We start from the raw sequence: 23,662 nt of genomic DNA, 5'->3' as shown, positions 1-23,662 counted from the left end.
CTGCCGAGCAGCTTCAGCCGCGGCGGCGGAACACGGCCACGCTCAGGCGATCCATCCAGCCAAAGATGCGCTGCTGGACGCGCCCCCAGAACGGCCGACGGCGCCAATCGCTCAGACTGACTTCGTGGCTGGCCGCAAAGTCGGTGGTGAAGCTGCGTTCCACCGCCTCGGTCAGGACGGGATCGAGCGCCTCGAGGTTGGCTTCCAGGTTGAAGCGCAGGTTCCAGTGGTCGAAGTTGCAGGAACCGACACTGACCCAGTCATCGATCAAGACCATTTTCAGGTGCAGGAAACAGGGTTGGTATTCGTAGATCTTGACCCCGGCCCTGAGCAGCTTGGGGTAATAGTTGTGTCCGGCGTAGCGCACCGAGGGGTGGTCGGTGCGCGGGCCGGTGAGTAGCAGCCGTACATCCAGGCCGCGACTGGCCGCCCGCCGCAGCGAACGGCGCACCTTCCAGGTCGGCAGGAAATACGGCGTCGCCAGCCAGATGCGCCGCTGTCCGCTGTTGAGCGCGCGCACCAGTGATTGGAGGATGTCGCGATGTTGACGAGCGTCCGCGTAGGCTACCCGACCCAGCCCTTGGCCGCCTTCGGGCATGGGCGGCACGCGCGCGAGGCCGAAATGGGTCGGCGGGCGCCAGGCAGTGCGCCTCAGGTTGGCACGCCATTGGCGGTCGAACAGCATCTGCCAGTCGGCGACCAGGGTGCCGGTGATGGCGACCATCACTTCGTGCCATTCGCTGACACTTTCATCCGGCTGCCAGAATTCATCGGTCACACCAGTGCCGCCCACCATCGCCCATTGCTGGTCCACCAGCAGCAGTTTGCGGTGGTCGCGGTACAGGTTGCGCACGCCGCGACGCCAGCTGATCGGGTTGTAGAAGCGTAGTTCGACGCCGGCGTCGGTCAGCTGCGCGCGCAGTTCCGCAGTGAAGGCCAGCGAGCCGTAATGGTCGAACAGGCAGCGCACCTGAACACCACGCACTGCAGCCGCCTGCAGTGCCTGGACCACAGCCCCGGCGCAGGCACCGGCTTCCACCAGGTAGAGTTCGAGATCAATCGTGTGCTCGGCCTGGCCGATGCGTTCAAGCATGCGCGGAAAGAACTGCGGCCCATCGATGAGCAGTTCGAACTCGCTGGAATTGCGCCATGGGAACACCGGCCCGCCCATATCAGCGCCCCTTCATGACAGGTGGGGTCGCTTGCAAGCCATTCGAATCATGCATGGGCAGTCCTGTAACCAAGTGAAAGAAGAGGCCAGTGATCGGCGCGGGCATCGTGGCTCGGGCAGTTTCATCCATCACTCCCCGGAATCAACCGGCAGCCTTGCCGCGGACCGACCCAGGCTGCCGTGTTGCTGCGTCCCAGGCCACTGGCCAGGACCCGCCGCTGGCCCGAGTCTTCGCTCAGGCTGCTCAGCGGCAGATACTGTCTGATGTAGCTCTGACAGTACTCGACGCTGTTTTGCATGACGTAGCGGCATGAACAGTACTCTTTTGCCGAATAGGCACTGAGGATGTCCGGAAATGCCAGCAACTGTGTGCGCTCGTGCCACAGCCATGTGGCCGCCGCCAGCGATAGCAGCAGGCTGAGGGCCACCCAGGCGCGCTTGCCGGTGCTCATTGGCCAACCTCTGGGGCAAAGGCGGCCAGCAGCCGTTGCAGCAGTGCATCATGGCTGAAGCTGGCATCGCGATCGTCGGCATAGCGCACGATCACCAGGCGTTGCTCGGGCAACACGTACAGGGCTTGTCCCCAGTGCCCCAGCGCCGCCATGGTGCTGCGGGGGGCATGGGGCCAGGCGGCGTTGCTGTTGAGCCACCAATGCGCGCCTGCGGCCGGCTCGCCCGGCACGTCCCGGCTCGGGGCGAATGGGGTGCGATTGAAGGCGACCCAGGCCTGAGGCAGCAACTGCCGGCCCTGCCATTGGCCATCGCGCTGCATGAGCAGGCCCACGCGCGCCAGATCCCGCGCAGTCAGGTAGGCATACGAAGAGGCAACGAAGGTGCCGCTGGCATCGGTTTCCCACACCGCCCGGTCGATGCCCAGCGGGGTGAACAACGCCTGCCAGGGATAGTCCGGGTATTCATGCAGGCCGACCATGTTGCGCAGCGCGGCGGCGAGCAGATTGCTGTCGCCGCTGGAGTAACGAAACCGTTCGCCGGGGGCATGGGCACGTCGGTGGCTGGCAGCGTAGCTGGCCATGTCCTGGCGGCCGCGTGTGTAGAGCATCGCCACCACCGATGAATTGAGCGGTGCGTATTCGTAGTCCTCCTCCCAGTCCAGGCCCGAGGCCCAGTGCAACAGGTCCTCGACCCGGATGTCACGATGGGAGTCGAGCGGCTGGAAATAGTCGGCAGCGGCATCCTCCAGGGCGAAGCGCCCTTCGCCGTAGGCCACGCCCATCACCGTTGCCAGCAGGCTCTTGCTGATCGACCAGGTGGCATGCACCCGATCGGCGGCGCCTGGCCCGGCGTAGCGCTCGTAGACGATCTCGCCGTCGCGGATGACCAGCAAGGCGTCGGTGCGCACGCCTTCGCGCGTGACGTCATCGCGCGGCACGAACGCATAGCGCTCCAGCTCGGCAATGGCCGGCGACGCCGGTGCCAATGCCTGGGGCCACTGCGCAGACGGCCAGCTTTGCGCACCCACCGATACCGAGCACAGCAGAAAGATCGACAGGATAAACAGACGCGACATGCGGGAAAGGCTCGTGAGCGGGGTTGGCGCGAGTGTGCAGTGCGGGTATGACAGCCGTTCGCTGCAAGAGTTGTGTGGCATGCGGCCGCCGGGTCTGTCACGCAAGCATCACCAAAGCTTCACGGGGGTGACACCGCGTCTTCCTAGGCTGGCCATGCCTAGCAAAATCGACCTGCCGCACTCACCGGCCGGCTTTTGGAGACTTGCAATGACTCAGATCGCACGCTCTGGCGACACCCGTACCGAACGCCGTCTGCAGGCCGAACGCCTCACCGGCCCGCAAGCTCTGCACGAGGCCCAGGCCCTGCGCTTCGCCGTGTTCAGCACCGAACTCAACGCCACGCTCAAGAGCGCCGAGCTGGGTCTGGACGTCGACGACTACGATGCCCACTGTCAGCACATCGGGGTGCGCGACCTGGCCACCGGGCGGCTGGTGGCGACCACCCGCCTGCTCGACCATCAAGCGGCCAATCGGCTGGGCCGCTTCTACAGCGAAGAGGAATTCAGCCTGCACGGTCTGCGGCATCTGCAGGGCTCGATCCTGGAAATCGGCCGGACCTGCGTCGCGCCCGCCTATCGCAACGGCGGCACCATCGCGGTGCTCTGGGGCGAGCTGGCCGAAGTCCTCAACGAAGGCGGCTACGATTACCTGATGGGTTGCGCCAGCATTCCGATGCAGGACGGCGGCATCCAGGCCCAGGCGATCATGCAGCGGCTGCGCGAGCGCTACCTGTGCACCGAGCACTTGCGTGCCGAGCCGAAGATGCCATTGCCGAGCCTGGACATTCCCGGCAACGTCATCGCTGAACTGCCGCCGCTGCTCAAGGCCTACATGCGCCTGGGCGCGAAGATCTGCGGCGAGCCGTGCTGGGACCCGGATTTCCAGGTGGCCGACGTGTTCATCCTGCTCAAGCGCGACGACCTCTGCCCGCGCTATGCCCGCCACTTCAAGGCGGCCGTGTGATGCCGCGCTGGCGCGTCTACGCGCGCATCCTGCGGCTGCTCTGGGTGATCGGTCTGGGCCTGGCGCTGGCCGGGACGTTCAGCCTGCTGGAGCGGCTGCGCGTACCGAACTGCATGGAGCGGCGCCAGCGCTGGTCGCGCTGGTTCATGGAACGTCTGAGCAACGCCCTGCCCTTCGAAGTCACCGTGCAGGGCGAGTTGCCACGCACGCCCATGCTGTGGGTCGGCAATCATGTGTCCTGGACCGACATCCCGCTGCTCGGCATGCTGGCGCCGCTTTCGTTCCTGTCCAAGGCCGAAGTCCGCACCTGGCCGGTGGCTGGCTGGCTGGCGCTCAAGGCGGGGACGCTGTTCATCCGCCGCGGCGCAGGCGACAGCCAGCTGATCCGCCGGCAAATGACCCAGCACCTGCGCAACGATCTGGACCTGATGATCTTCCCCGAAGGCACGACCACCGATGGACATAGTCTGCGGACGTTCCATGGGCGGCTGATGTCCAGCGCCATCGATGCCGGCGTGGCGGTGCAGCCGATCGCAATTCGCTATGAACGGGGCGGCGATCTGGATCCGATCGCGCCGTTCGTGGGCGATGACGATCTGTTGTCGCACCTGTTGCGTCTGTTTGCGCAGCCTCGGGGGCAGGTATTGATTCAGGTGCTGACGCCGATTGCCAGCACCGGCAAGGAACGGGCGGCGCTGGCCTTTGAAGCGCAGAAGGCGGTGCGGGTGGCGTTGTTCGGTGAGGTCGAGGAGATGCGGCGGGCGGCGTGAGTCAGGTGTTCCGAGTTGCCTCATTCGCGGGCAGAGCCCGCTCCCACATAATAGGGGATAGGGGATGGGCTTTGTGGGAGCGGGGCGGGCGGCGAGCCCTCTGCCCGCGAAAGCGTCGGCACAATCACCGCATCTCCCGAGCGAACCCCTGCACCACCGGATAGAACGCCCGAAAATCCTCGCTCAGCGGCTCATACAGCGCCTGTACTTCCTCGAACGCCCCAGCCAGCCCCTCGGGCTTGGACAGGCGCCGTGAAATCCCCTGCAGCACCCGCTCGATAATCTGAAAATCACGGTACGACCCCAGCCAATCCTCGGCGATCATGTGTGGCGCCATGGCCGCCAGCCGTCCGGGCAGGTCGGCTTCGGCGGCCAGCACGCGATAGACGTGGCGTGAGAAGTCCGCCAACGGCTGCTGTGAATAATCCGCCCAGTGCCGCGCCAGGCAGTGATCGAAAAACACGTCGACGATGATCCCGGCATAGCGTCGCCGCTCTGCCGGAAAACGGCCGATGGCACCCAGCACCAGCGGATGGCTGTCGGTGAACGCGTCGATCTGCCGATGCAGCCGGATGCCGGCTTCCAGACGCGCGCTGAAGCGCCCCTCCAGGCGACCCTTGACGAAATCGCCATAGAGGCTGCCGAGCAGTTGCTCAGGTAAAGGACCGCCGAGATGAAGGTGCGCAAGGTAGTTCATGCCGGGCAGCTTAGCACCATTGCGTCTGTATCGTTATAACCCGATATAGCCGAACGGCCATTCGTTAGCACGCAATCATATTTGTATATCGCGAAATACAGATATATATTTCGTCCCGTCCCGATATAAGCCGAGTCCGTCATGCCCCTTGATCTCGACGAAATAATAAAAGCCCTCTCCCACCCCGTGCGCAGGGAAATCCTGGCGTGGCTCAAGGATCCCCAGGGGCAGTTTCCCGATCAGCACCACAGCACTGAAAACGGTGTATGTGCCGGGCAGATCGACCAACGCTGCGGCCTCTCGCAGTCAACCGTCTCCGCCCATCTGGCGACCCTGCAACGGGCCGGCCTGATCAGCAGCAAGAAGGTTGGCCAGTGGCACTTTTTCAAACGCAACGAGGACGTCATCCAGGCGTTTCTCGCGCAAATGAGCGAACAGCTCTGACAAGGATTTTTCCATGCCTCTATCCCTGCTGATCCTGGCGCTGAGCTCTTTCGCCATCGGCACCACCGAGTTCGTCATCATGGGCCTGCTGCCCGATGTGGCGGGCGATCTCGGCGTGAGCATCCCCAGCGCCGGCTGGTTGGTCACCGGCTACGCCCTGGGCGTCGCCATTGGCGCCCCATTCATGGCCCTGGCCACCGCGCGCCTGCCACGCAAGGCGGCGCTGGTGGTGCTGATGGGCATTTTCATCGTCGGCAACCTGCTCTGTGCGATCGCCAGCGACTACAACGTGCTGATGTTCGCCCGGGTGGTCACCGCGTTGTCCCACGGCGCCTTCTTCGGCATCGGTTCGGTGGTGGCTGCGGGGCTGGTCGCGCCCAACAAGCGCGCTTCGGCCGTAGCCCTGATGTTCACCGGCCTGACCCTGGCCAACGTGCTGGGTGTGCCGCTGGGCACCGCATTGGGCCAGGCCGCAGGCTGGCGTTCGACCTTCTGGGTGGTGACGCTGATCGGCGTCGTCGCCCTGATCGGTCTGCTGCGTTTTCTGCCGAGCAATCGCGAAGAAGCCAAGCTGGACATGGTCGCCGAACTGTCGGCGCTCAAGGGCGCCGGGATATGGCTGTCTCTGAGCATGACGGCCTTGTTCGCCGCGTCGATGTTCACCTTGTTCACCTACATCGCGCCGCTGCTGGGCGATGTCACCGGCATCTCGCCGCGCGGCGTCACCTACACCCTGCTGCTGATCGGCCTGGGCCTGACCGTGGGCAACATCATCGGCGGCAAGCTGGCGGATCGACGCCTGGGCGCGACCCTGGTCGGCGTGTTCGCGGCCATGGCGGTGGTGTCCACCGCGCTGAGCTGGACCGCAGTCGCCGTCATTCCCACCGAAATCACCCTGTTCCTGTGGGCCGCTGCAGCCTTCGCCGCCGTGCCTGCGCTGCAGATCAACGTGGTGACCTTCGGCAAGTCGGCACCCAACCTGGTGTCGACCCTGAACATCAGCGCCTTCAACGTCGGCAACGCCCTGGGCGCCTGGATCGGCGGCGCCGTCATCGCCGGCGGCCTCGGCCTGACCAGCGTGCCACTGGCCGCGGCGGTTCTGGCCGTGCTCGCCCTGATCGTCACCCTGATCACCTTTCGCCAGACCCGGACTCCGGACCTGGCACCTGCCACTCACTGATAGAGGCTGTTTTCCATGACTACACTTTTCGACCCGATCAAGCTCGGCGCGCTGGAACTGCCGAACCGCATCATCATGGCCCCACTGACCCGCTGCCGCGCCGACGAAGGCCGCGTGCCGAACCAGATGATGGCCGACTACTACGTGCAACGCGCCAGCGCCGGTCTGATCCTCAGCGAAGCGACCTCGGTCACGCCCATGGGCGTCGGTTACCCTGACACCCCCGGCATCTGGTCCAACGACCAGGTGCGTGGCTGGGCCAACGTCACCCAGGCCGTACACGCCGCCGGTGGGCGGATCATGCTGCAGCTGTGGCACGTGGGCCGTATCTCCCATTCGCTGTACCTGAACGGCGAACTGCCGGTGGCCCCCAGCGCCATCGCCGCTGACGGCCACGTCAGCCTGGTGCGTCCGATCACCGGTTTCGAAACGCCACGGGCGCTGGAAACCGCTGAAATCGCCGACATCGTCGAGGCCTACCGTGTAGGCGCGGAAAACGCCAAGGCCGCCGGCTTCGACGGCGTGGAAATCCACGGCGCCAACGGCTACCTGCTCGACCAGTTCCTGCAGAGCAGCACCAACCAGCGCACCGACGCCTACGGCGGCTCGCTGGAAAATCGCGCGCGCCTGCTGCTGGAAGTGACCGATGCGGCCATCGACGTCTGGGGCGCCGACCGTGTCGGCGTGCACCTCTCGCCACGCGCCGACCTGCATGACATGGGCGACGCCAACCGCGCCGAAACCTTCACCTATGTGGCCCGCGAGCTGGGCAAGCGTGGCATCGCGTTCATCTGTGCCCGCGAGAAGGAAGGAGAAGACAGCCTGGCCGCGCAACTGCGTGATGCATTCGGCGGTCCGTACATCGTCAACGAGCGTTTCGACAAGGCCTCGGCCAACGCTGCCCTGGCCAACGGCATCGCCGATGCCGTGGCCTTCGGCGTGCCGTACATCGCCAACCCCGACCTGCCCGAGCGTCTGCAGGCCGATGCACCGCTGAACGAGCCACACCCTGAAACGTTCTACGCCAAGGGCGCTGCTGGCTACCTGGACTACCCGCGCATGTAAGCGGCAGGCCGGGCCGCCATCAGGCGTGCCCGGCCGTTCAACGCCGCAGCTGACTGATCTGCTGTTGCAGGTTCTGCACCTGACTCTGCAAGGTGGTCAAGCTGCGCGTCGCCTGCCCGCGAAACGCATCGAATTCATTGACGCTCGGCCCACTGCTGGCCGCCGGGCGATTCTCCTGCTCGCTCTTGAGCACGATCAGGTCCTGCTCCAGACGCTCCAACTGCGCGCTGGGGTTGCTCTTCTTCAATGCGGCCAGCTCGCCGTCCAGGCCATCCAAGCGTGCCTGCAACTTGCCGGTATCCGGCTGGGCCTGCTTGAGTGCGGCAAGCTCGCTGCCCAGGCTCTTCAACTGCGCCTGCAACTGCTCGTTGAGCGTCTGCTGCGCGGCCACTTGCGACGCCGCCTGCTCCAGACGTGTCTGCAAGGTGCTCTGCTGACCGGCCACACCACTCTGCTGCTGGGTCTGCTGCGCCAACTGGTCCTGCAACTGCTTGATCTCGGCCCGCATCGCTTCGCTGCCCGACACGGCAGTGGATTGGGTGTTGGCGACCTTGCCACTGATGTCCTGCAGGCGCCCCGCCGCTTCTTCGCTGATGCGCGCAAAGCTCTCCTGGGTCGCCACCAACTGCTGCTCCATCAGGTTGATCTGCTGGAAGCTCCACCACCCCAGCCCGCCCAAGGCGATGAACAAGGCCCCGATCAGTGCCCACAGCGCGCCGGTGCTGGGCGCCTTGACGCGCACCACCGGGGTGTTGCGCGAATACAACGCATCGCGCTCGCGCCCGCCGCCCACTGGGGCGAAGTCGTCATCGTCGCGGGTATCGCCGCGCAGGCTGGGCAGGTTGTCGTCGAAGTCGTCGCGGGCATCTTTGCGCATGTGAGAAACCTTTGTGTCACGGGGTAATGGCCGGGACCGCGAGTATAACCTCGCAACGGTGGTCATCGACCGACCACCGAGGCAATTGGCTCAGGCGCCGGGCGCGCCCTGGGCACGCCACCAGCCACAGAACTCATCCAGCGATGCCCACAGCGAGGTCCGCGGGTCGTAACCCAGGTAGTGTCGGGCGCGGTTGATATCCAGCGTGAAATGCTCGTGCAGCGCCTGCACCTCGTAGCGCGACAGTCGCGGCCGAGGCTGGCCGGGCCAGAGCAGGCAGGCCGCCTCGCCGAGCGCAGCGCTGCCGTGGGCCAGGCCGAAATCGCGATAGCGCTGCACCTGGGGCAATTCCAGCTGGCGCATCACATAGTTGATCACGTCCCACAACGGTATCGGCGCGCCATTGCTGATGTTGTAGACCTGATTGAGCGCGGTATCGCCCGCCGACAACGCGCCCAGCAGTGCCTGGTTGAGGTTCTGCACACTGGTGAAATCGACCTTGTTCAAGCCGTCACCGATGATCCGCAGGCGATTCTTTCGCTGCCGCTCGATCAGCCGTGCGAACTGCTGCCCGTCGCCAGCGCCGGTCACCCGATGCGGGCGCAGCACGACGGTTTCCAGGCCGAACTCGGCGGCGCCCAGGACCTTCTGCTCGGCCAGCCACTTGGTGCGCGCCTCATGGCCACGCAGGCGCTTCGGCACCCGCTCTTCCTTGAGTCCGAGGTGGCTGCGGCCGTCGACATACACCGCCGCCGACGACAGATACACCAGCCGTTGCACATGCTCCTTGAGACAGGCCTCGACGACGTTCTCGGTGACTTCGACGTTGGCCTGATGAAACGTCTGGTAGCGGCCCCAGGTACCCACGGCCCCGGCGCAATGCACCACCGCATCGATGCCTATGCACAGGCGCTTGGCCAGATCGGGGTCGAGCAAGTCACCCTGGGTGAACTGCGCACCGCGTCGAACCAGATGCTCCACCCCTTCGGCCCGGCGACCATTGATGCGCACCTCAAGCCCCTGCTCCAGCGCCAGACGCGTGAAGCGTCCGCCGATGAAGCCGCTTGCGCCGGTGACCAGAATCTTCATGAATTGCTCCGCTGTACATCGATCAATGTGTAACCGCAGCTCGCCTGGAAAAGGGCTTTGCCGCGTGCTTCGAGGTGATTTACGGGCGTGCACTGCACGCCTGGACGACGCCTGCTACCGATAGACGCGCGCAGGGCTCACAGCGGCACCAACCAGCTCCCGGCACCGTCGCGCAGATGCTGCGTGAGCCGTTCGAGCAGCTGTCCGCCGTTGCGCCAGTGATGCCAGTACAGCGGCACATCCACCGGATGTCCGACGCAGATCTCGATCAGACTGCCTTCGGCCAGCGCGTCCTCGACCTGCAGTTCGGGCACCATGCCCCAACCCATGCCGGCCTTGGCCAAACGGTTGAACCCCTCGGACGAGGGGCACAGGTGATGGAGAAAGCCCTCGGCCAGACCCAGCGATGCCAGAAAGCGGTGTTGCAGATAGTCGTCGGGACCGAACACCAGTGCGGGCGTGCGCGGCAGATGGGCCGGGTCGAACCCGTCGGGAAAATGCCTGGCCATGAAATCGGGGCTGGCCAGCGCCCGGTAGCGCATGGCCCCCAGCAAGAGACTCCGCGCGCCGGCCAGAGGCCGCTCGCTGGCACACAGGCAGGCCGCCACTTCACCGGCACGCATGCGCTTGAGGCCGACGTCCTGATCCTCCACCACATGGTCCAGAAGCAACTGCTCGCGAATGCAGAACTCACCCACCGCGCCCGCCCACCAGGTGCCGAGGCTGTCGGCATTCAAGGCGATGCGCAGGCGCTCGGGCATGCCCTGCTCATCCAGCGTCGGTACCTGCCCCTGCAGATCACGCTCGAGCAAGCGCACCTGCTGCACATGGTTGAGCAGGCGCCGGCCGATATCGGTCGGTGCCGGTGGCGTGGCGCGGATCAGCACCGGCTGACCCACCCGTGCTTCGAGCAGCTTTATCCGCTGCGAAACCGCCGATTGCGACAAGCCCAGCACCTGGGCAGCACGCTCGAACCCGGTCTGTTCCACCACGGCAGCCAGTGCAGCGAGCAGCTTGTAATCGAACATCAGTTTTCCTAATGAGTGATCAGCACTATTGGTTTTTCTTATACCGCGCCAGTCCTCACAATGGCCAGCTTCTAAAGGGAGAAACACCGATGTGGCAGAGTTACCTGAATGGTTTGCTGGTTTCATTCGGCCTGATCATGGCGATCGGCACGCAGAATGCGTTCGTTCTGGCGCAGAGCTTGCGCCGCGAGCATCACCTGCCCGTAGCCCTGCTGTGTGTGACCTGTGACGCGCTGCTGGTGGCCGCCGGTGTGTTCGGCCTGGCCACGCTACTGGCGCACAATCCGACGTTGCTGGCGGTGGCGCGCTGGGGCGGCGCTCTGTTCCTGCTGTGGTACGGCGCCCAGGCGTTGCGCCGTGCCTGCTCGCGGCAGAGCCTGGAACGGGCCGACAATACCGGGCTGCGCTCGCGCAAGGCGGTGCTGCTGAGTGCGTTGGCGGTGACCCTGCTCAATCCCCATGTGTACCTGGACACGGTGCTGTTGATCGGCTCACTGGGCGCCCAGCAAAGCGTACCGGCTGCCTACGTTGCCGGCGCCACCAGTGCGTCGCTGATGTGGTTCTTCGGCCTGGCCCTGGCTGCGGCCTGGCTCGCCCCCTGGTTGGCACGCCCCACCACCTGGCGCCTGCTCGACCTGATGGTGGCGGTGATGATGTTCGCGGTCGCGGCGCAACTGGTGTTCACCTGAAACCGTCAGTCTGGCCAGGCAAAGGCTCTGGAACCTCTATCCCACACAGTTGTTGCGTGGTTAAGGCCCCATGCCGATGCTATGATCCGGCACTGCGTCGCAAAGAGTAAAAACTCGCCGACGTTTCTCAGGCCGCCCGTGATCGGCCGTGCGCAAACCGCAACAGACCTGATTAGGAGAATCACCATGGCTTTCGAATTGCCGCCGCTGCCCTACGCCCACGATGCCCTGCAGCCGCACATCTCCAAGGAAACCCTGGAGTATCACCACGACAAGCACCACAACACCTATGTCGTGAACCTGAACAACCTGGTGCCTGGCACCGAGTTCGAAGGCAAGACCCTCGAAGAAATCGTCAAGTCGTCGTCCGGTGGCATCTTCAACAACGCCGCCCAGGTCTGGAACCACACTTTCTACTGGAACTGCCTGGCGCCCAACGCCGGCGGCCAGCCTACCGGTGCATTGGCCGAAGCCATCAACACCGCGTTCGGTTCGTTCGAGACGTTCAAGGAAGAGTTCACCAAGACGTCGGTCGGCACCTTCGGTTCCGGCTGGGGCTGGCTGGTGAAGAAGGCTGACGGCTCCCTGGCCCTGGCCAGCACCATCGGTGCCGGCAACCCGCTGACCAACGGCGACACCCCGCTGCTGACCTGCGACGTCTGGGAACACGCCTACTACATCGACTACCGCAACGTGCGTCCAAAGTATGTCGAGGCGTTCTGGAACCTGGTGAACTGGGACTTCGTGGCCCAGCAGTACGAAGGCCGCGCCTTCACTGCATAAGCCACATCGTTTCTGAAAAGCCCGGCCCTCGTGCCGGGCTTTTTTGTGCCCGCCTGCATTCGCCGATGGCACTTCCCGTCCAGCTTGTTGCCAGATTGTCGCTCAAGAATGCATCCAGGCCGGCCGACACACTGGCGCGCCTGTCGCCATTCGAGACAATCGGTACGATTCGCGTTCATTTGTGGCTTTACGGCCCACGGTAAGTTGCCAATACTCGTGGCATCTTGATGCCAAGCGTTCGACACAAGGAATTGCCATTGAAGCTGGAAGTCAGGAACAGCTTGTCCGTCAAGTTGCTTCGCGCGGTGCTGGTGTCGGCCCTGGTCGTGGGCATGGTGCTCAGCTGTGCGCAGATCGTCTTCGATGGCTACAAGACCCGCCAGGCCATCTCCGCCGACGCCGAGCGGATCCTGGCCATGTTCCGCGACCCTTCGACCCAGGCGCTCTACAGCCTGGACCGGGAAATGGGCATGCAGGTGATCGAAGGGCTGTTTCAGGATGAAGCGGTGCGTCAAGCGTCCATCGGCCACCCCGACGAAGCCATGCTGGCCGAACGCTCGCGCCCACTGCAGAGCTTGAGCAGCCGCTGGCTGACCGATCGCATCCTGGGCCAGGAGCGCAGCTTCAGCACCCGCCTGGTCGGTCGCGGCCCGTTCAGCGAATACTACGGCGACCTGCACATCACCCTGGACACCGCCACCTATGGCGAGGACTTCATCGTCAGCTCGGTGATCATCTTCATTTCCGGTACCTTGCGCGCCCTGGCCCTGGGCCTGTTGCTGTACCTGATCTATCACTGGCTGCTGACCAAGCCGCTGTCACGAATCATCGAACACCTGCTGCAGATCAACCCCGACCGGCCCGGCGAATACCAACTGCCGTTGCCACGCGGTCATGAGCACAATGAGCTGGGCCTGTGGGTCAACACGGCCAACCAGCTTCTGGCGTCCATCGAGCGCAACACCCAACTTCGCCACGAAGCCGAAGACACCATGCTGCACATGGCCCAGCACGACGTGCTGACCGGCCTGGCCAATCGCGTGCAGCTGCAGCAACAACTGGACAAGGTCCTGCTTGACGCCCATCGCCTGCAGCGTCGGGTCGCGGTGTTGTGCGTCGGCCTGGATGACTTCAAGGGCATCAACGAGCAGTTCGGCTACCAGACGGGCGACCTCCTGCTGCGCGCCCTGGCCGACCGCCTGCGGGCCCACAGCGGCAGGTTCGGCAACCTGGCACGCCTGGGCGGCGACCAGTTCGCGCTGGTTCAGGCGGACATCGAACAGCCCTACAAGGCCGCGGAGCTGGCGCAGCGCATTCTCGACGACCTCGATGCCCCTTTCGCGCTCGACGAGCATTCGATCCGCCTGCGCGCCACCATCGGCATCACCCTGTTTCCCGAAGACGGCGACAGTACCGAGAAGCTGCTGCAGAAAGCCGAGCAGACCATGACCCTGGCCAAGGTCCGTTCGCGCAACCGCTACCAGTTCTACATCGCCAGCGTCGACACCGAGATGCGCCGACGCCGCGAGCTGGAAAAGGACCTGCGCGAGGCACTGGCGCGCAATCAACTGCACCTGGTCTACCAGCCGCAGATCAGCTACCGCGACCACAGTATCGTCGGCGTCGAGGCGCTGCTGCGCTGGCAGCACCCGGAACACGGCCTGGTTCCCCCCGATCAGTTCATCCCCCTGGCCGAGCAGAACCGCAGCATCATCGCCATCGGCGAATGGGTCCTCAATCAGGCCTGCAGCCAGTTGCGCGAGTGGCATGACCAAGGCTTCATCGGCCTGCGCATGGCAGTCAACCTGTCCACGGTGCAGTTGCACCACAACGAACTGCCCCGCGTCGTCAGCAACATCCTGCAAATGTATCGTCTGCCGCCGCGCAGCCTGGAGCTGGAGGTAACCGAAACCGGCCTCATGGAAGACATCAGCACGGCCGCACAGCACCTGCTGAGCCTGCGCCGCTCGGGCGCACTGATTGCCATCGACGACTTCGGCACTGGCTATTCATCGCTCAGTTACCTGAAGTCGCTGCCTCTGGACAAGATCAAGATCGACAAGAGTTTTGTCCAGGACGTGCTCAGCGACGAGGATGACGCGACCATCGTGCGGGCCATCATCCAGCTGGGCAAGAGCCTGAACATGCAGGTCATCGCCGAAGGTGTCGAAACTCTGGAGCAGGAGGCCTATATCGTCGCCCAGGGTTGCCACGAAGGTCAGGGCTACCTCTACAGCAAGCCGCTGGCGGCGCGTGAGTTGACGGCCCTGCTCAAGCAATCGGAGCGCAGCCGTACCCACCTCACCTCGACGCCGTCGCAGAGTTAGCGCAACGCGTCAGCCTGAAGCTTTTTTCACATTAGCCCTTTACAGAAAATGCATATCTTTCGCATTATGGCGCAGTTTTGCGCGCCCTCCGCGCGCCCGCTCGCCACTCTTGACGCAGGATTTCGCCATGATTCGTACGCCCCTGGCCACCGCCAGTCTGCTGGCCATCGCCATCGCTCTTGCCGGCTGCGACAGCAAGGACAAGCAAACCACCACCGCCGCCCAGACCCCAGCCCCGGCCGCCTCCGCGCCGGCGGCCCCGGCTGCGGTGCCCACGGCTTCCGGCACCCTCGACGAGGCCGCGGCCAAGGCCGTGGTCGCCCACTACGCCGACATCGTGCACGCCACGTTCGAAGATGCCCTGACAACTGCTCAGGCATTGCAGAAAGCCGTCGACGCCTTCCTTGCCGCGCCCAGCGACGCCACCTTGAAAGCTGCGCGCGATGCCTGGGTTGCCTCGCGTCCTTCGTACCTGCAGACCGAGACCTTTCGTTTCGGCAATACCTTGATCGATGACTGGGAAGGTCAGGTCAACGCCTGGCCCCTGGACGAAGGCCTGATCGACTACACCGACAAGAGCTACGAGCACGCCCTGGGCAACCCCGGCGCTACCGCCAACATCATCGCCAACAAAATCATCCAGGTCGGTGAAGACAAGGTCGACGTCAGCGACATCACGCCCGAGAAGCTCGCCAGCCTGAACGAGCTCGGTGGTTCGGAAGCCAACGTCGCTACCGGCTACCACGCCATCGAATTCCTGCTCTGGGGCCAGGACCTCAACGGTACCGGCCCAGGCGCCGGCAACCGTCCAGCGTCCGACTACCTGGAAGGCGCCGGTGCCACCGGTGGCCACAACGACCGTCGTCGTGCCTACCTCAAGGCCGTTACCGACCTGCTGGTCAGCGACCTCGAAGAGATGCTCGCCAACTGGAAACCCAATGTCGCCGACAACTACCGCGCCACCCTGGTGGGCGAGCCGGTCGACAGCGGCCTGCGCAAGATGCTCTTCGGCATGGGCAGCCTGTCCCTCGGCGAATTGGCCGGCGAGCGCATGAAGGTCGCCCTGGAAGCCAACTCGCCGGAAGACGAGCACGACTGCTTCAGCGACAACACGCACAACTCGGCGTTCTACAACGCCAAGGGTATCCGCAACGTCTACCTGGGCGAGTACACCCGTACCGACGGCACCAAGCTGACCGGTGCAAGCCTGTCCTCGCTGGTGGCCAAGGCCGACCCGGCCACCGATACCGCGTTGAAGGCCGACCTGGCCGACACCGAAGCCAAGATGCAGGCCATCGTCGACCGCGCCAACAAGGGCGAGCACTTCGACCAACTGATCAGCAGCGATAACGCCGCCGGCCAGCAAGTGGTGCGCGATGCCATCGCCGCCCTGGTCAAGCAGACCGGCGCTATCGAGCAGGCCGCCGGCAAACTGGGTATTACCGATCTCAACCCGGACACCGCCGACCACGAGTTCTGATCGATCCGGGCTGCACCGACAGGCACTCGCGCGTCCGGTGCAGCCCGTTCACCCAAGGCTCGAAAGCCCGTACAGGCGAAGCGGGCGGCGAGTCCGCTGCCCGCCAGGCTTTCACAGCCCCATCGCCAACTATTCAACCGATTCCCACAGCTTCCAGACCATGCGCACAGCCCTGCCCTGCTTCGTCTCTCTGCTTCTGGCCTGCGGCCTGGGCGGGTGCGACGACGCCCCGCGCTTCACCCAGGCCGAACCTGGCGAAGCGAACAGCGCGGGCCAGGCCACGGTGCGCAAATTCGACGTCAACGCCTACTCCATGCCTTCGGCCAATCTGTCACCGGTCCGGCGCCTGGATTTCAGCGTGGGCAACAGTTTCTTCCGCAGCCCGTGGGTCATCGCGCCATCCACCACCACCGCGCGCGACGGCCTGGGGCCGCTGTTCAACACCAATGCCTGCCAGAACTGCCACATCAAGGACGGTCGCGGCCACCCGCCCGAGGACGACGCGCTGAGTGCCGTGTCGATGCTGGTACGCCTGTCGCTGCCCGACAGCCCGAACTACCTGCGCGAGATCGAGCGCCTGGGCGTGGTGCCCGAACCCGTCTATGGCACGCAATTGCAGGACATGGCCATCCCCGGTCACGCCCCTGAAGGCAAGGTGCGGGTGACCTACCAGAGCGTGCCGGTGCGCTTCAAGGACGGAACCCAGATCGAACTGCGCAAGCCGCAGTTGCAGATCAGCCAACTGGGCTACGGCGATCTGCATCCCGAGACACGCTTCTCCGCGCGGATCGCGCCACCGATGATCGGTCTGGGCCTGCTCGAAGCGATCAGCGAGCAGGACATCCTGGCCAATGCCCGCCACCAGGCCGAGAGCGCCGGCCCGATCAAGGGCCGACCCAATCAGGTATGGGACGATGCCCAGAACCGTACCGTGCTCGGCCGCTTCGGCTGGAAAGCCGGGCAGCCCAACCTGAATCAGCAGAATGTGCATGCCTTCTCCGGCGACATGGGGCTGACCACTTCGCTGCGTCCGTTCGATGAGTGCACGGCGGCGCAAACCGCCTGCCGCGGGGCGATCAATGGCAATGGCCCGGGCGGCGAACCCGAAGTCAGTGATAACATTCTGCGCCTGGTGCTGTTCTACACCCGCAACCTGGGCGTACCGGCGCGGCGCGACGTCGACTCCGCGCAGGTGCTGGCCGGCAAGAATCTGTTCTACCAGGCTGGCTGTCAGGGTTGCCATGTGGCGCAATACACGACGGCCAGCGACGCCGCGGAACCGGAGTTGCGCAACCAGACGATTCGCCCCTATACCGATCTGCTGCTGCACGACATGGGCCCCGGCCTTGCCGACGGACGCAGCGAGTTCAAGGCCGGCGCACAGGACTGGCGGACGCCGCCGCTGTGGGGCATCGGCTTGAGCGAAACGGTCAGCGGGCACAGCCAGTTCCTTCACGACGGCCGTGCGCGCAACCTGCTCGAAGCCGTGCTGTGGCATGGCGGCGAGGCCGAAGCGGCCAAACAGCAGGTATTGCAATTCGACGACCAGCAGCGCGCTGCGCTGCTGGCGTTCTTGAACTCTCTCTAGATGACTACACGTTTCAGGAGCCTACATGTTCCGTCCCAAGCTGCTCTTCACCGGCCTCGCCGCCCTGGCACTGGGCGCCTGCTCGCCCCAAGACCAGCAAGCCGTCACCAGCGCCGCCATCGCCAAGCAGGTCATCCTGCCGACCTACAGCCGTTGGGTAGAAGCCGATCGGCAACTGGCCGCCAGCGCCCTGGCGTTCTGCCAGGGCTCCCAGCCACTGGACGCCGCGCGCGCTGATTTCCTCAAGGCGCAAAAAGCCTGGGCCGAACTGCAACCCTTGCTGATCGGCCCGCTGGCTGAAGGCAACAAAGCCTGGTCGGTGCAGTTCTGGCCGGACAAGAAAAACCTGGTCGGGCGCCAGGTCGAGCAGCTCGCCAACGCCGAGCAACCCATCGATGCACAGAGCCTGGCCAAGGCCAGCGTGGTGGTGCAGGGCCTGTCGGCGTACGAGTACATCCTTTTCGACAGCAAGCCGGAAATTGCCGATGCCGCGCAGAAGGCTCGCTATTGCCCGCTGCTCACTGCCATCGGCGAGCACCAGAAAGCACTGGCCGAAGAGATTCTCGCCAGTTGGAACAGCGCCGACGGCATGCTTGCGCAGATGACCAAGTTTCCCAACCAGCGCTACGCCGATTCCCACGAGGCCATCGCCGACGTCCTGCGGGCCCAGGTCACCGCACTCGACACCCTGAAGAAGAAGCTCGGCGCGCCCATGGGCCGCCTCACCAAGGGCATCGCCCAACCCTACCAGGCCGAAGCCTGGCGAAGCGCCCAGTCGATACACAGCGTGCGTGCCAGTCTGGCGGCCGCGCAGACCGTCTGGGTCGGCGTCGACAACAAGGGCCTGCGCGGCCTGCTACCCAGCGACCAGAAAGCCTTGGCCGACAAGATCGATGCGGCCTACGCCACGTCCATGAAGCTGCTCGACAGCAACACGCGCAGCCTGGGCGACCTGCTTGGCGACGATGCTGGCAAACAGTTTCTCAACACCCTCTACGACAGCCTCAACGTGGTCCACCGCCTGCACGAAGGCGAGTTGGCCCGCGCCCTGAACATCCAGCTGGGCTTCAATGCCAACGACGGTGACTGACGATGATCGCACGCTCGGCGCAGAAGCTGACCCAAGTGCTGCTCAAGGCCCTGACTCTGGGCAATTGGACACTGTCCAGGCACGCACAGCGTGAACCGCTGTTGCTGTCGGCCCGGGACGATGCCGATGGCGGGCACTTCGCCGTGGGTTATCGGCTGGACGGCCGTGAGGTGTTCTCCACCCAGGTCGGCCAACGCTGTCATGACATCGTCGACCACCCGACTTTGCCGGTGGCCCTCTTCGTCGCGCGTCGTCCCGGCACTCAGAGTTACCTGATCGACCTGCGCGATGGGGCGCTGCTGCAAACCCTGGAATCGCGCCCTGACCGGCACTTCTATGGCCACGCCGTGATTCACAAGGACGGCGAATGGTTGTATGCCACCGAGAACGACACCACCGATCCAGGCCGTGGCGTGCTGGGTGTCTATCGCTTCGTCGACGGGCGCCTGGTGCACAGCGGCGAGTTGTCCACCCACGGTATCGGCCCGCATCAGGTGTCATGGATGACGGACGGCGAAACCCTAGTGGTGGCCAACGGTGGCATCCGCACCGAAGCCGAAAGCCGGGTCGAGATGAATCTGGACGCCATGCAGCCCAGCCTGGTGATGATGCGCCGCGATGGCTCGCTGCTGAGCAAGGAATGCCTGGAGCAGCCGATGAACAGCGTGCGGCATCTGGCGATCAGTGCCGACGATACCGTGTTCGCCTGTCAGCAGTTCATGGGCCCGAGCCACGAGAGCGCCCCGCTGCTGGCCGTCAAGCGACCGGGCCAGGCCTTTCAGGCCTTCCCTGTTTCGCTGGAACAATTGCAGTCGATGGGGCACTACACCGCCAGCGTCGCAGTACACAGCGAACTGCGCCTGGTGGCACTCACCGCGCCCAGGGCCAACCGTTTCTTCATCTGGGACATGGACAGCGGTGCGGTGAAGCACGACGGCACCTTGCCCGATTGCGCGGGCGTCGGTGCCGTGGAAGATGGTTTCGTGGTGACCTCGGGGCAAGGCCGCTGCCGCTACTACGACTGCCGCGCTCCACAGCTGGTGGGAGCGCCGCTGCAACTGCCGTCGGGGCTTTGGGACAATCACCTGTACCTGCACCTGAACGTGGCTTGAATGCAGGTGAGCTGGGTGCCTTACCCCTGAGTGCGTACGCCCTGGCTCAGGCCAAGCATGAACAGGATGAAATCCTTGTCCGGAGTGACGGCCATCTGCGCCTTCTGGGAGCGCGGCAACGGACAGTTGCCCTCGCCGTGGGCAGCGCTGAGGATGGCCGAGCGCGGTTGTTCCCACGCTGCTACCGCCGCGGTGGCCACGCCTAGCGCCGCCACCAGAAACAAACCTCGTGCGATTTCTAGTTTCATCACTGTAAACCTTTGATGGAGCTGCCGAATGCCGCCTCATAAAGGTAGATCAGCTTGCGCCAGTCCGGATCACTGAACGACGAATGGCGACGCAGCTGCTTCATGTCGTGTGAGGCCGCCTGCTGAGCGGTCATGCGTTGACGGCACTTCTCCAGGTCCAGCAGCGCCACTTCACCGCGCGCATTGCTACCTTCGCCCGTGACCCGGACGAATACGTGCTTGATGTAGATACAGCTGTGTTGCCAGCGTCCGCGGTGCATGCGCGCCAGGTTGGTCGCCAGGCTCTGCAGGACCTGTTCGTAGACTGCTTCGCCATGACGCTCGCGACCGCCGCCCTGCAACCAATGCTCGAACTCTTCGAAACCGTCCAGCGACTTCGTCACCAGCAGTGCTTGCCACTCGTTGTTCTCGTCGCGCTGGGTGCCACAGAAGATCATCTTCGGCACGTTGACGTCCAGTTGGTAGAGCGCGGTCAACGCATCGCGTTCGCGCAATACCGTGGGACGACCGAACGGGTGCAGCCAGCTGCGATAGATGTGTCCGACCTGACGTTTGACGTAGATCATCTGCCCGTCGGCCGCGAACAGGCGTTGCACGCCGCTTTCGCCGCCACGGCGCACGTTGGGCTCCTCCACCCACGCGCCCTGCTGCCGCCAGTAGTGATCGAAGCCGGCCTTGCCGCTTGCCGTGCCTGCCGTCATGCCCTCAACCGCCATCCTGCTTACCCCTTACGTAGAACATATACTCGCCACATGGCGTACATCGGCAAAAAGTCCAGGCGCTCCTGAATACGGAAACCGGCCTGGATGAACTCCGCTTCCACGGTTGCCGCAGGCAACACGAAGCGGTTCTGATACTCGTCCTGATCGTTGCGCAGACGTCGACGCTGTTCGGCCCGCTCACGCTTCCAGGCCTTGAAGTTGCCGTCGACCCACAGCGACAACACCACGCTGTCACGGGTTACCCGGTGAAACTGCCTGAGAATGGTCAGGCGGTGTTCGGCTTCACCGATGTGGTGCAGCAACCTCATGCAAAAGATGCTGTCTACCGAATTGTCCGGCAGCGCAATATCGAACGCCGAGGTCTGCAACGGCTGAACCCGCTCCACGATCTCCTTGGGTTGCGAGGCGCACGCCGTTTCGACCATCGCCGCCGAATTGTCCGCACCGATGATCACGCGGTTGTGCTTCTCGGCCAGCAGCGGCCAGAAGCGACCGGCACCACATGGCAGGTCCAGCACCAGGCCGGGCTCGCCGACCAGCGCGAGTGCCTTGCGCGCCAGTTGCTCGTCGCGCCTGTGTGACATGCGTCGAGCAAAACTGTTGCGGTGTTTATCAAAATATTTTTGCGCGTGGGCGCGGTCATACTTCTCGGAAAATTCCAACTTGACGGGATCGGACATGGGGCACGCCTCTAGGACAGATGGCGCACACCTTATTCATCCAACCGTCATGGCCAGGTCATGTCACTGTGAAAAATTTGTCAGAAATTTCCTAGGTGATACAGGATATTTCCTACAGTAATGGCACGCGGCAGTTGGAAGCAAGCATCAAGCCAATGCTTGTTTGCCCAATCCAAGTTCAATGGTGAAGCGACAGCCGTGCGGTTCGACAGGCTCCAACTGAACCTGCCAGCCCTGGTCTTCGCAGATGCGCTGAACCAGCGACAACCCCAGGCCCAGCCCCTCTCCGCGCTTTTCAGGGCCGCGCACGAACGGCTGGAACATGGCCTCTCGCTGAGCCTCGGGAATGCCCACGCCGCTGTCTTCCACATGGAAGCTGGTTGCGTCGAGCGTCAGGCGGATGAAGCCTTGGTCGGTGTAATGCAGCGCGTTGCGCAACAAGTTACCCATCACGGCGTGTAGAAAGGTACCGTTGTAGGTCTGCGCCAAAGGCGTTCCAGCAACGAACTCCAGGCTCAGGCCCTTCTTTTCGATCGCCGGTCGCCACTGCGTCATCAGGTCTTCGGCGACCTGCCCCAGGGTGGCTGGTGCCACGCGGCCGCTGTCATCGCGCTGAGCGCGCGCCAGCATCAGGAAAGTCTGCACCAGATCGCGCATGTCCTCGCAGGCCCGCGCGATGCGCTGTACCTGGGCGCGCGATCGCTCGGGCAGTGCCGGATTTTCCAGCAGCAGTTCGCAGGAACTGGCCAGTACCATCAGCGGCGTGCGCAATTCATGGCTGACGTCGCTGGTGAACAGGCGCTCGCGGGTCAGTGCATCGCGCAGGCGGCCAAGGGTGGCATCGAACGCCACGGCCAGCTCACCGACTTCGTCGGCCGTGTAGTCCGGCGCCAGGGGCGGCGCCATGCCGAGGATCTGATCACGATGGCGGACCTGACGCGCCAGGCGCACGACGGGCGCCATGACCTTGCGCGCCAGCACCCAGCCGAGAAAGATCGCCAGGGCCAGGCTGAGAACGAAACCCACCAGTACCACGGCGAACAGCACGCGCTCACGCTCTTCGAAATCGCTCTGGTCCTGCAACAGGGCGTAGCGACGCCCGTCGACCACCTGGATCATCGCGTGATAGGACAGCTTGTCGCGAAACACCTCGTGGAAGCCGACCGGCAAGTGTTTCACGTCCGGCGCCAGCTCGAATTCGCCGGGACCTCCATCGTAGTAGAACAACTGGTCGGGTTCGGGGCGGTGGCTCCAGTCGGCGCCGTTGTCCATCAGCAGCAGGCGCTGCAGGTCGCCGCCCAGGCCTGCGGAAATCAGCCGCTCCTCGACCAGGTGCACGGTGGCCACGATACCGACCGCGAAAGCGCCCGCCACCAGGGCGCTCATCAAGGCAAAGGCGATGATGATGCGTTGTGCGAGGCTCTGCTTAAACTCCATCGCGGCCTTCGGCGAGGCGGTAACCCACGCCATGCACGGTATGAAGCAGGGGCTTGTCGAACGGTTTGTCGATCACCTGCCGCAACTGGTGGACGTGACTGCGCAGGCTGTCGCTGTCGGGGCAGTCATCGCCCCACAGGGCTTCTTCCAGCACTTCGCGGCGCAGCACATGGGGGCTCTTCTGCATCAGCACGGCGAGCAGCTTGAGGCCCACCGGGTTGAGCTTGAGCAGGCGGCCCTCGCGGGTGACTTCCAGGGTGTCGAGGTCGTAGATCAGATCGCCGACCTGCAGCGAGCGACGACCACCGCCCTGGGCACGGCGCAGGACCGCTTCGATGCGCGCCGCCAACTCGGACAGCGCGAACGGCTTGAGCAGGTAGTCGTCGGCACCGGAACGAAAGCCCTGCAGGCGGTCATCGAGCTGATCGCGTGCAGTGAGCATGATCACCGGCGTATCGCGTCGGGCATCCTCGCGCAGGCGTTTGCACAGCGTATAGCCGTCGATGCCCGGGAGCATGATGTCGAGCACGATCAGGTCGTAATGTTCGGTGGCCGCCAGGTGCAGGCCGGACAGACCGTCCTGGGCGCAGTCGACGGTGTAGCCCTTCATACCCAGGTAATCGGCCAGGTTGGCCAGGATGTCGCGGTTGTCTTCAACCAATAGGATTCGCATGGGCAGATCTCCGAGTGCTG

The 23,662-nt window shown here is 64.3% G+C and carries 24 protein-coding genes; 12 read left to right on the top strand and 12 right to left on the bottom strand.

The window, feature by feature from the left end; genetic code table 11:
* Window positions 1-13: 13 nt before the first annotated feature.
* The 3 genes from QMX89_RS03385 to QMX89_RS03375 all read right to left on the bottom strand — a co-directional run bounded on the left by QMX89_RS03385 (window position 14) and on the right by QMX89_RS03375 (window position 2,699).
* Window positions 14-1,171, bottom strand: coding sequence for a phosphatidylserine/phosphatidylglycerophosphate/cardiolipin synthase family protein (locus QMX89_RS03385; protein WP_282346832.1), 1,158 nt, complete (start codon window positions 1,169-1,171; stop codon window positions 14-16).
* Between the two features lie 122 nt (window positions 1,172-1,293).
* On the bottom strand, window positions 1,294-1,623 hold the full coding sequence (locus QMX89_RS03380) for an amidase (protein WP_282346830.1): 330 nt from the start codon (window positions 1,621-1,623) through the stop codon (window positions 1,294-1,296).
* Entirely contained in the window at window positions 1,620-2,699 is a 1,080-nt protein-coding gene (locus QMX89_RS03375; RefSeq protein WP_282346829.1) for a serine hydrolase, read from the bottom strand. The genes QMX89_RS03380 and QMX89_RS03375 overlap by 4 nt, the downstream gene beginning before the upstream one ends.
* A 208-nt stretch (window positions 2,700-2,907) precedes the next feature.
* On the opposite strand from QMX89_RS03375, the gene olsB reads away from it, so the two are divergent.
* Both olsB and QMX89_RS03365 read left to right on the top strand, forming a co-directional pair.
* Window positions 2,908-3,663 (top strand): L-ornithine N(alpha)-acyltransferase, encoded by a 756-nt coding sequence (gene olsB, locus QMX89_RS03370; protein WP_049860659.1) that lies wholly within the window; start codon window positions 2,908-2,910, stop codon window positions 3,661-3,663.
* Entirely contained in the window at window positions 3,663-4,433 is a 771-nt protein-coding gene (locus tag QMX89_RS03365) for a lysophospholipid acyltransferase family protein (RefSeq protein WP_282346826.1), read from the top strand. Before olsB ends, QMX89_RS03365 begins: the two co-directional genes overlap by 1 nt.
* Window positions 4,434-4,557: 124 nt before the next feature.
* Here QMX89_RS03365 and QMX89_RS03360 read toward each other — a convergent pair whose 3' ends face one another.
* A complete protein-coding gene (locus QMX89_RS03360; protein WP_282346824.1) occupies window positions 4,558-5,130 on the bottom strand; it encodes an ACP phosphodiesterase in 573 nt (190 codons plus the stop codon).
* A gap of 141 nt (window positions 5,131-5,271) precedes the next feature.
* On the opposite strand from QMX89_RS03360, the gene QMX89_RS03355 reads away from it, so the two are divergent.
* Genes QMX89_RS03355 through QMX89_RS03345 form a run of 3 tightly spaced genes read left to right on the top strand, consistent with a single transcriptional unit; the run spans window position 5,272 to window position 7,819 of the window.
* Window positions 5,272-5,574 carry a helix-turn-helix transcriptional regulator gene (locus QMX89_RS03355; RefSeq protein ID WP_049860656.1) on the top strand — a complete coding sequence of 101 codons (303 nt, stop codon included), beginning with the start codon at window positions 5,272-5,274 and terminating at the stop codon, window positions 5,572-5,574.
* 13 nt (window positions 5,575-5,587) lie between these two features.
* Window positions 5,588-6,754 carry an MFS transporter gene (locus tag QMX89_RS03350; protein ID WP_282346822.1) on the top strand — a complete coding sequence of 389 codons (1,167 nt, stop codon included), beginning with the start codon at window positions 5,588-5,590 and terminating at the stop codon, window positions 6,752-6,754.
* Between the two features lie 15 nt (window positions 6,755-6,769).
* Window positions 6,770-7,819, top strand: coding sequence for an alkene reductase (locus QMX89_RS03345; protein WP_049860654.1), 1,050 nt, complete (start codon window positions 6,770-6,772; stop codon window positions 7,817-7,819).
* A gap of 37 nt (window positions 7,820-7,856) precedes the next feature.
* Here QMX89_RS03345 and QMX89_RS03340 read toward each other — a convergent pair whose 3' ends face one another.
* From QMX89_RS03340 to QMX89_RS03330, 3 genes are all read right to left on the bottom strand, one after another.
* Window positions 7,857-8,696, bottom strand: a complete 840-nt coding sequence (locus tag QMX89_RS03340; RefSeq protein ID WP_282346819.1) for an ATPase — start codon at window positions 8,694-8,696, stop codon at window positions 7,857-7,859.
* Window positions 8,697-8,786: 90 nt separating this feature from the next.
* The gene (locus tag QMX89_RS03335; protein ID WP_282346817.1) at window positions 8,787-9,785 is read right to left on the bottom strand and encodes an NAD-dependent epimerase/dehydratase family protein; all 999 of its coding nucleotides are present in this window, start codon (window positions 9,783-9,785) and stop codon (window positions 8,787-8,789) included.
* Window positions 9,786-9,922: 137 nt separating this feature from the next.
* Window positions 9,923-10,813: a LysR family transcriptional regulator ArgP gene (locus tag QMX89_RS03330; protein ID WP_282346815.1), complete on the bottom strand. Its 891-nt coding sequence runs from the start codon at window positions 10,811-10,813 to the stop codon at window positions 9,923-9,925.
* A gap of 89 nt (window positions 10,814-10,902) precedes the next feature.
* Here QMX89_RS03330 and QMX89_RS03325 point away from each other — a divergent pair, with 89 nt between their 5' ends.
* The 7 genes from QMX89_RS03325 (at window position 10,903) to QMX89_RS03295 (ending at window position 19,882) form a co-directional block, all read left to right on the top strand.
* Window positions 10,903-11,502: a LysE/ArgO family amino acid transporter gene (locus QMX89_RS03325; RefSeq protein WP_049860650.1), complete on the top strand. Its 600-nt coding sequence runs from the start codon at window positions 10,903-10,905 to the stop codon at window positions 11,500-11,502.
* A 186-nt stretch (window positions 11,503-11,688) separates the two neighbouring features.
* Window positions 11,689-12,285, top strand: a complete 597-nt coding sequence (locus QMX89_RS03320) for a Fe-Mn family superoxide dismutase (protein WP_192065200.1) — start codon at window positions 11,689-11,691, stop codon at window positions 12,283-12,285.
* A gap of 257 nt (window positions 12,286-12,542) precedes the next feature.
* Window positions 12,543-14,612, top strand: a complete 2,070-nt coding sequence (locus QMX89_RS03315) for a GGDEF domain-containing phosphodiesterase (RefSeq protein ID WP_282346813.1) — start codon at window positions 12,543-12,545, stop codon at window positions 14,610-14,612.
* Window positions 14,613-14,739: 127 nt separating this feature from the next.
* On the top strand, window positions 14,740-16,092 hold the full coding sequence (locus QMX89_RS03310; protein ID WP_049860648.1) for an imelysin family protein: 1,353 nt from the start codon (window positions 14,740-14,742) through the stop codon (window positions 16,090-16,092).
* Window positions 16,093-16,252: 160 nt separating this feature from the next.
* The gene (locus tag QMX89_RS03305) at window positions 16,253-17,680 is read left to right on the top strand and encodes a di-heme oxidoredictase family protein (protein WP_282346807.1); all 1,428 of its coding nucleotides are present in this window, start codon (window positions 16,253-16,255) and stop codon (window positions 17,678-17,680) included.
* Between the two features lie 25 nt (window positions 17,681-17,705).
* On the top strand, window positions 17,706-18,770 hold the full coding sequence (locus tag QMX89_RS03300) for an imelysin family protein (RefSeq protein ID WP_090356563.1): 1,065 nt from the start codon (window positions 17,706-17,708) through the stop codon (window positions 18,768-18,770).
* 2 nt (window positions 18,771-18,772) lie between these two features.
* Window positions 18,773-19,882 (top strand): DUF1513 domain-containing protein, encoded by a 1,110-nt coding sequence (locus tag QMX89_RS03295; RefSeq protein ID WP_282346804.1) that lies wholly within the window; start codon window positions 18,773-18,775, stop codon window positions 19,880-19,882.
* Between the two features lie 20 nt (window positions 19,883-19,902).
* Here the strand turns inward: QMX89_RS03295 and QMX89_RS03290 are convergent, their stop codons facing one another.
* The 5 genes from QMX89_RS03290 to colR all read right to left on the bottom strand — a co-directional run bounded on the left by QMX89_RS03290 (window position 19,903) and on the right by colR (window position 23,642).
* Window positions 19,903-20,130 (bottom strand): hypothetical protein, encoded by a 228-nt coding sequence (locus QMX89_RS03290; RefSeq protein ID WP_049860644.1) that lies wholly within the window; start codon window positions 20,128-20,130, stop codon window positions 19,903-19,905.
* Complete coding sequence (locus QMX89_RS03285) at window positions 20,130-20,831, bottom strand: lipopolysaccharide kinase InaA family protein (RefSeq protein ID WP_236707130.1); 702 nt, start codon at window positions 20,829-20,831, stop codon at window positions 20,130-20,132. Before QMX89_RS03285 ends, QMX89_RS03290 begins: the two co-directional genes overlap by 1 nt.
* A gap of 20 nt (window positions 20,832-20,851) precedes the next feature.
* Window positions 20,852-21,532, bottom strand: a complete 681-nt coding sequence (locus QMX89_RS03280) for a class I SAM-dependent methyltransferase (RefSeq protein ID WP_049860642.1) — start codon at window positions 21,530-21,532, stop codon at window positions 20,852-20,854.
* A gap of 147 nt (window positions 21,533-21,679) precedes the next feature.
* The gene (locus tag QMX89_RS03275) at window positions 21,680-22,969 is read right to left on the bottom strand and encodes a HAMP domain-containing sensor histidine kinase (RefSeq protein ID WP_282346801.1); all 1,290 of its coding nucleotides are present in this window, start codon (window positions 22,967-22,969) and stop codon (window positions 21,680-21,682) included.
* Window positions 22,959-23,642: a two-component system response regulator ColR gene (gene colR / locus QMX89_RS03270; RefSeq protein ID WP_043186890.1), complete on the bottom strand. Its 684-nt coding sequence runs from the start codon at window positions 23,640-23,642 to the stop codon at window positions 22,959-22,961. The genes QMX89_RS03275 and colR overlap by 11 nt, the downstream gene beginning before the upstream one ends.
* Window positions 23,643-23,662: the final 20 nt, after the last annotated feature.

It is taken from the genome of Pseudomonas sp. PS01301, from assembly GCF_029960215.1.
In the GTDB taxonomy this organism is placed as follows: Bacteria; Pseudomonadota; Gammaproteobacteria; order Pseudomonadales; family Pseudomonadaceae; genus Aquipseudomonas; species Aquipseudomonas coleopterorum.
The sequence above is the reverse complement of the archived record's forward strand: the minus strand, read 5'-3'. Positions and strand labels throughout refer to the sequence as shown.